Consider the following 6,342-nt stretch of genomic DNA (forward strand, 5'->3'; position numbering starts at 1 on the left):
CCCGCTAAAATCAGGTGCATGTGCGGAATCGTTGGATATGTCGGAGACAGCAAGAGTGTGGAAGTCCTCATGGGAGGGCTGCGTCGACTCGAGTATCGCGGGTACGACTCCGCCGGCATCGCCGTCATCGACGACTCCGGCCATCTGAACACGGCCAAGCGCGCCGGCAAGCTCGCCATGCTCACCGCTGAACTCGAGGCGCACCCGATCAGCAACGGGCGCACCGGCATCGGGCACACCCGCTGGGCCACGCACGGCGGTCCGACGGACCAGAACGCGCACCCGCACCTCGGCGACAACGGCCGCCTTGCCCTGATCCACAACGGCATCATCGAGAACTTCGGGCCGCTCCGGGACGAACTCCTCGCCGAAGGCTTCTCCTTCACGAGCGAGACCGACTCCGAGGTCGCCGCCCTCCTGCTCGGCCGCGAATACCAGCGCGTCGGCGACCTCAGCGAAGCCTTCCGCACGGTCGTCGCCCGCCTCGACGGGGCGTTCACCCTCCTCGCGGTGCACCAGGACCAGCCCGGCGTCGTCGTCGGCGCCCGCCGCAACTCCCCGCTCGTGATCGGCCTCGGCGACGGCGAGAACTTCCTCGGCTCCGACGTCGCCGCGTTCGTCGAATACACCCACCGCGCCCTCGCCATCGGCCAGGACCAGATCGTCACGATCACCCCCGACCTCGTCACAATCACCGACTTCGACGGCAACGCCGTCGAGTGCGAGGAGTTCGAGGTGGCCTGGGATGCGTCCGCCTCCGACAAGGGCGGCTGGTCCAGCTTCATGGCCAAGGAGGTCTCGGAGCAGCCCGACGCCGTCGCGAACACGCTGCGCGGCCGCATCACCGACGGCCACGTCGTCGTGCCCGAACTGACCGAATTCGGTGACGACGTGCTCGCCGGGCTCCGCCGGATCGTCATCATCGCCTGCGGAACGGCCGCCTACGCCGGCCAGACCGCGAAATACGCCATCGAGAAGTGGGCCGGTGTGCCGGTCGACGTCGAGCTCAGCCACGAGTTCCGCTACCGCGACCCGGTGCTCGGCGAGGACACCCTCGTGGTCTCGATCAGCCAGTCCGGCGAGACCATGGACACGCTGATGGCCGTCAAGTACGCCCGGGAGGCCGGCGCGAAGACCATCTCGATTTGCAACACCCAGGGCGCCACCATTCCCCGCGAGTCCGACGCCGTGATCTACACCCACGCCGGCCCGGAGGTCGCAGTCGCGTCGACGAAGGCGTTCGTCGCCCAGATCACCGCCCTCTACCTCTTCGCACTGCACCTCGCCCGCGTCCGCAGCAGCCTGAGCGAAGCCGAGCTGGCGGTGCAGACCGCCGAGCTGCAGGCCGTTCCCGCCAAGATCGCCACGACGCTGCTCGAGGCCGACTCGATCCGCCAGCTCGCCAAGTGGATGTCGGACACCCGCGCGGTCCTGTTCCTCGGCCGCCACGTCGGTTTCCCCATCGCCATGGAGGGCGCGCTCAAGCTCAAGGAGCTCGCCTACATCCACGCTGAGGGCTTCGCCGCCGGCGAGCTCAAGCACGGCCCGATCGCCCTGATCGAGCCCGGCCAGCCCGTGTTCGTGATTGTGCCGAGCCCGCGCGGGTCCGCGCACCTGCACCCCAAGGTCGTCTCCAACATCCAGGAGATCCGCGCCCGCGGCGCACGCATCATCGCGATCGCCGAAATCGGGGATGCCGCGGTGCTGCCGTTCGCGGACACCGTGATCCACATTCCCCTGGCCGCGCCGCTGTTCGAGCCGTTCCTGGCCGTCGTCCCGTTGCAGATCTTCGCGATGGAGCTGTCCATCGCCAAGGGACTCGACGTCGACCAGCCGCGCAACCTCGCGAAATCCGTCACGGTCGAGTAACCCACGCATGACCACGGGACGCGCATGATCAGGGGAATCGGCGTCGACATCGTCGACCTCGCTCGCTTCGAGCGCCAGGTCGAGCGCACCCCCGGGCTCATCCCGCGCCTCTTCACCGAGAGCGAACGCGGGCTGCCGATCCACTCCCTGGCGGCGCGGTTCGCGGCCAAGGAGGCCCTGGTCAAGGCCCTCGGCGACAGCGCGGCGATCACCTGGCAGGAGCTGGAGGTCGTCGCCGACGACCACGGCAACCCCGGATTCGTGATGCACGGCAGCGCACTCGCGGCACTGGCCGAGCGGGGCGTCACGGGCGCGCACCTCACGATGACCCATGACGCCGGGGTCGCCTGCGCGTTCGTGGTGCTGGAGGGACCATGACCGGCTACCGGGAGGCCGTCGTCGACCTCGGCGCCGTCACCGCGAATGTCGCGCACCTGCGTTCGGTGATCGGCACCGCGCACACCATGGCCGTGGTGAAGGCGAACGGTTACGGCCACGGCGCGGCGCCGGTAGCCCGGGCCGCGCTGGCGGGAGGCGCCGACTGGCTCGGGGTCGCCGACATCGAGGAGGCCCTCGAGCTGCGCAGCGCCGGTATCCGGGCGCCCATCCTGGCCTGGCTGCACGACCCGGACGCGGACTGGGCCGGGGCCATCGCCGCCGACATCGACCTCGGCCTGTCGTCGGCCCGGCAACTGCAGCAGGTGGCGGATGCCGCGGAATCGCTCGGCCGCACGGCATCCGTGCAGATCAAACTCGAGACCGGGCTCAGCCGCAACGGCGTGCACGAATCGGAGTGGGCCCCGGTTCTCACCCTCGCCGCCGAGCTCGAACGGGCAGGCCGGCTGCGCGTGCGCGGCATCTTCAGCCACCTGTCCAACGCGTCACCGGCCGACGACACGGAGGCAATCGCGCGCTTCGACCGCGGGCTCGCCCTCGCCGCCGCCGCCGGGCTCTCGCCCGAGCTCACCCATCTGGCCGCGTCGGCCGCGGCCCTGCGCCTGCCCGCCGCCCGCTATGCCATGGTGCGCCTCGGCATCAGCATCTACGGCCTCTCGCCGTTCGACGACGCGACCTCGGCGGAGCTCGGACTCGTGCCGGCGATGACCCTCCGCGGGAGGGTCGCCGCCGTGCGCCACGTCGCCGCCGGCGCCGGCGTCTCCTACGACTACACCTGGCGCGCGCCGGTGGACTCATCCCTCGCGCTCGTGCCCCTCGGCTACGCCGACGGCGTCCCGCGGCAGGCGTCCGGGTGCGCCCGGGTGAGCATCGCCGGCCGCCCCCACCCGGTCGTCGGCCGCATCGCCATGGACCAGTTCGTCGTCAGCGTGGGAGAGGACCTCGTGCGCGTCGGCGACGAGGTCGTGCTGTTCGGCGACCCGGCGGCCGGGGTGCCGAGCGCCGACGAGTGGGCGCACGCGGCCGGCACGATCAACTACGACATCGTCACCCGGATCGGCCGTCGCGTGCCGCGCAGCTACCGCAACCCGGCAGCGGAGTAGGCGGATGCAGCCACGCGCGAACCCCACACCGGCGCGCCTGTCCATCCCCGATGCCGAGGCGATGTACGAGTTCGGCCGCGACCTCGCCGGCCGGCTGCGCGCCGGGGACCTGGTCGTGCTGACCGGGCCCCTCGGCGCCGGCAAGACCACGCTCACCCGCGGGCTCGGCGCGGGCCTCCGGGTGCGCGGAGCGGTCACCAGCCCCACCTTCGTGCTCGCCCGCACGCACCCGAGCACCATCGAAGGCCCGCCGCTGGTGCACGTGGACGCCTACCGCCTCTCCAGCGCCGTCGAACTCGACGACCTCGACATCGACTTCGCCGGCTCCATCGTCGTGGTCGAGTGGGGCCGCGGAATGCTGGACGGCATCACCGACTCGTGGCTCGACATTGAGATCGAGCGCCCGCTCGGCGCGTCCGAGGCCGTCCCCGCGGATGCCGCCGACCTGGACCTCGACCTCGACGAGCCGCGCACCGTCACCATCACCCCCGTCGGCCCGCGCTGGGCCGCCGAGGGGGAGTGGCCGCGCGCGGCGGGGCCCAGCGCATAGGCTGAAAGCGTGCTTCTCGCCATTGACACCTCCGCCGGAACGAGCGTGGCCGTCGTCGACCACCGAGGGCACGTGCTCGCCGAGCGCAGCACCGACGACACCATGCGGCACGCCGAGGTCGTGGGCCAGCTGATCGAGGACTGCCTGCGTGAGGCCGGCCTGGACGCCGGCGCGCTCACCGGAGTGGTCGGCGGCATGGGCCCCGGACCGTTCACCGGCCTCCGCGTCGGGATCGCCGCGGCCCGCGTCTTCGCGCTCGGCGCGTCCCGCCCGTTCCTGCCGGTGATCAGCCACGACGCCATCGCCTGGGGGCGGTACCAGGCCGGTCACACCGGCGGGCTCCTCATCGTCACCGATGCCCGTCGGCGCGAGGTGTACTGGTCCGCCTACAGCGGGTCGGATGCCGCCGGGCTGCCCGTGCGCAGCGACGGCCCAGGCGTGGCCAAACCGGACGTGCTGCTGGGCGAGGACTGGGCGCATGCCCGGCTGCCCCGGTTCGACGCCGCCGCGGTATCGGCCGGGGAGCTTGGCCGGGTCGCCGCCCGGCGCCTTTTCGAGGGGCATCCGTTCGCCGCCGACGAGGCGCTCTACCTGCGCTCGCCCGACGTGACCATCTCGGCCGGCCCGAAGCGAGTGAGCCGATGACCTGGCAGTTGCGGCACGCCACGCCCGCCGACGTCGACGCGATCATGGCCCTCGAGACGAGCACCTTCGACAACGATGCCTGGTCGCCGGAAATGATGGCCCGGGATGTCGCCGACCCCAACTGCTACTACCTCGTCGCGTTCCCCCCGGACCAGCCGGAAAGGATCGAGGCCTACGCCGGGCTGCTCGCCCCGCGCGGGGCGCCCGAGGGAGACATCCAGACCATCGCCGTCGCTCCAGCGGCCCGCGGCCGCGGTCTCGGCCGCACCCTCATGCAGGCCCTGATCGGCGAGGCGCGGAAGCGCGGCGCGCGCGAGGTCTTCCTCGAGGTGCGCGCCGACAACCCGTCGGCGCAGCGCCTGTACGAACGGCTCGGCTTCGACGAGGTCGGCGTGCGCCGCGGCTACTACCAGCCCGACAATGTCGACGCGATCGTCATGCGGCTGGTCATCCCCGCGCCGACGATGGAGGCCACAGCATGAACCGCCTGGATCCCCTCGTTCTCGGCATCGAGACGTCCTGCGACGAGACCGGCATCGGCATCGTGCGCGGCACCACCCTGCTCTCCAACACGATCGCGTCGTCGATGGAGGAACACGCCCGCTACGGCGGCGTCGTCCCCGAGGTCGCCGCCCGTGCCCACCTGGAGGAACTCGTCCCGGCCATCCACGCGGCCGTGGCGGAAGCGGGCATCCGGCTTACGGACCTCGACGCCATAGCCGTGACCAGCGGTCCGGGGCTCGCCGGGGCCCTGATGGTCGGCGTCGGCGCCGCGAAGGCGCTGGCCGTCGCGCTCGGCAAACCGATCTACGCGGTCAACCACCTCGTCGGCCACGTCGGCGCCGACCTGTTGCGGAACGGCGCGGAGCACGCCGACGAGCCCCTCGAGTACCCCACGATCGCCCTCCTCGTCTCCGGCGGCCACACCTCGCTGCTCCTCGTGCGCGACCTGGTCTCCGACGTCGAACTCCTCGGCGAGACCATCGACGACGCGGCCGGCGAGGCGTTCGACAAGGTCGCGCGCATCCTCGGCCTGCCCTATCCCGGCGGACCCGAGATCGACCGCGCCGCGCAGGGCGGCGACCCGAGGGCGATCCGATTCCCCCGCGGCCTCAGCCGACCCAAGGACATGGCCCTGCACCGCTACGATTTCTCCTTCTCCGGCCTCAAGACCTCGGTCGCGCGCTGGGTCGAACAGCGGCAGGACGCCGGCGAGACCGTGCCGATCGCGGATGTCGCCGCCAGCTTCCGTGAGGCGGTCGTCGACATCCTCCTGACCAAGGCCGTTGCCGCCTGCGTCGATCTCGGCGTACCGCGCCTGCTCCTGGGCGGCGGCGTGATCGCGAACGCGCGGCTCCGGGCCCTCGCCGAAGAACGTACGACCGCGGCCGGGATCGCCCTGCGCATCCCCCCGTTGTCGCTCTGCACAGACAATGGGGCGATGATCGCGGCGCTCGGGGCGCAGCTGATCATCGCCGGGCACGAACCCTCCACGCTGGGATTCGGCGCGGATTCGACGTTGCCGGTGTCGGAAATTCAGGTCTGAAACGCCGCCTCACCCGGTGGTTCGCGGTATTCTGGCACCGCCGCCTCGACCTGCTCGTGATCGGCCCTTCCCGTCCGGATCACAAAAGGAGCTTCCTCATGACCGATCCCAACATGCCGCCCGTGGGACCGCCGTCCGCGAACCAGCCGCCGCCCCCTCCCGGCTACGGGCCGCCCGCCGTGACGCCCGCTGCGCCCGCCGCTGCGCCCGCCGCTGCGCCCGCCGCTGCGCCC

7 protein-coding genes are annotated in these 6,342 nt (G+C 71.7%); all 7 read left to right on the forward strand.

Annotation, left to right across the window (positions count from 1 at the left end; genetic code table 11):
* Nucleotides 1–18 precede the first annotated feature (18 nt).
* Genes glmS through tsaD form a run of 7 tightly spaced genes read left to right on the forward strand, consistent with a single transcriptional unit; the run spans nt 19 to nt 6,109 of the window.
* Entirely contained in the window at nt 19–1,869 is a 1,851-nt protein-coding gene (gene glmS / locus E3O23_RS13515; protein ID WP_134491816.1) for a glutamine--fructose-6-phosphate transaminase (isomerizing), read from the forward strand.
* 24 nt (nt 1,870–1,893) lie between these two features.
* On the forward strand, nt 1,894–2,247 hold the full coding sequence (locus tag E3O23_RS13520) for a holo-ACP synthase (RefSeq protein ID WP_134491818.1): 354 nt from the start codon (nt 1,894–1,896) through the stop codon (nt 2,245–2,247).
* A complete protein-coding gene (gene alr, locus E3O23_RS13525) occupies nt 2,244–3,368 on the forward strand; it encodes an alanine racemase (protein WP_134491820.1) in 1,125 nt (374 codons plus the stop codon). The genes E3O23_RS13520 and alr overlap by 4 nt, the downstream gene beginning before the upstream one ends.
* 4 nt (nt 3,369–3,372) lie before the next feature.
* A complete protein-coding gene (gene tsaE, locus E3O23_RS13530) occupies nt 3,373–3,918 on the forward strand; it encodes a tRNA (adenosine(37)-N6)-threonylcarbamoyltransferase complex ATPase subunit type 1 TsaE (RefSeq protein ID WP_134491822.1) in 546 nt (181 codons plus the stop codon).
* 9 nt (nt 3,919–3,927) lie between these two features.
* Entirely contained in the window at nt 3,928–4,563 is a 636-nt protein-coding gene (gene tsaB / locus E3O23_RS13535; protein ID WP_134491824.1) for a tRNA (adenosine(37)-N6)-threonylcarbamoyltransferase complex dimerization subunit type 1 TsaB, read from the forward strand.
* Entirely contained in the window at nt 4,560–5,045 is a 486-nt protein-coding gene (gene rimI / locus E3O23_RS13540) for a ribosomal protein S18-alanine N-acetyltransferase (RefSeq protein WP_134491826.1), read from the forward strand. The genes tsaB and rimI overlap by 4 nt, the downstream gene beginning before the upstream one ends.
* On the forward strand, nt 5,042–6,109 hold the full coding sequence (tsaD, locus tag E3O23_RS13545; protein WP_134491829.1) for a tRNA (adenosine(37)-N6)-threonylcarbamoyltransferase complex transferase subunit TsaD: 1,068 nt from the start codon (nt 5,042–5,044) through the stop codon (nt 6,107–6,109). Before rimI ends, tsaD begins: the two co-directional genes overlap by 4 nt.
* Nucleotides 6,110–6,342: the final 233 nt, after the last annotated feature.

The organism is Cryobacterium tagatosivorans, assembly GCF_004402215.1.
Classification (GTDB): domain Bacteria; phylum Actinomycetota; class Actinomycetes; order Actinomycetales; family Microbacteriaceae; genus Cryobacterium; species Cryobacterium tagatosivorans.

Coding starts and splice junctions, on each gene's coding strand:
- glmS (WP_134491816.1), top strand. CDS start 19: ATGTGCGGAATCGTTGGATATGTCGGAGACAGCAAGAGTGTGGAAGTC.
- E3O23_RS13520 (WP_134491818.1), top strand. CDS start 1,894: ATGATCAGGGGAATCGGCGTCGACATCGTCGACCTCGCTCGCTTCGAG.
- alr (WP_134491820.1), top strand. CDS start 2,244: ATGACCGGCTACCGGGAGGCCGTCGTCGACCTCGGCGCCGTCACCGCG.
- tsaE (WP_134491822.1), top strand. CDS start 3,373: ATGCAGCCACGCGCGAACCCCACACCGGCGCGCCTGTCCATCCCCGAT.
- rimI (WP_134491826.1), top strand. CDS start 4,560: ATGACCTGGCAGTTGCGGCACGCCACGCCCGCCGACGTCGACGCGATC.
- tsaD (WP_134491829.1), top strand. CDS start 5,042: ATGAACCGCCTGGATCCCCTCGTTCTCGGCATCGAGACGTCCTGCGAC.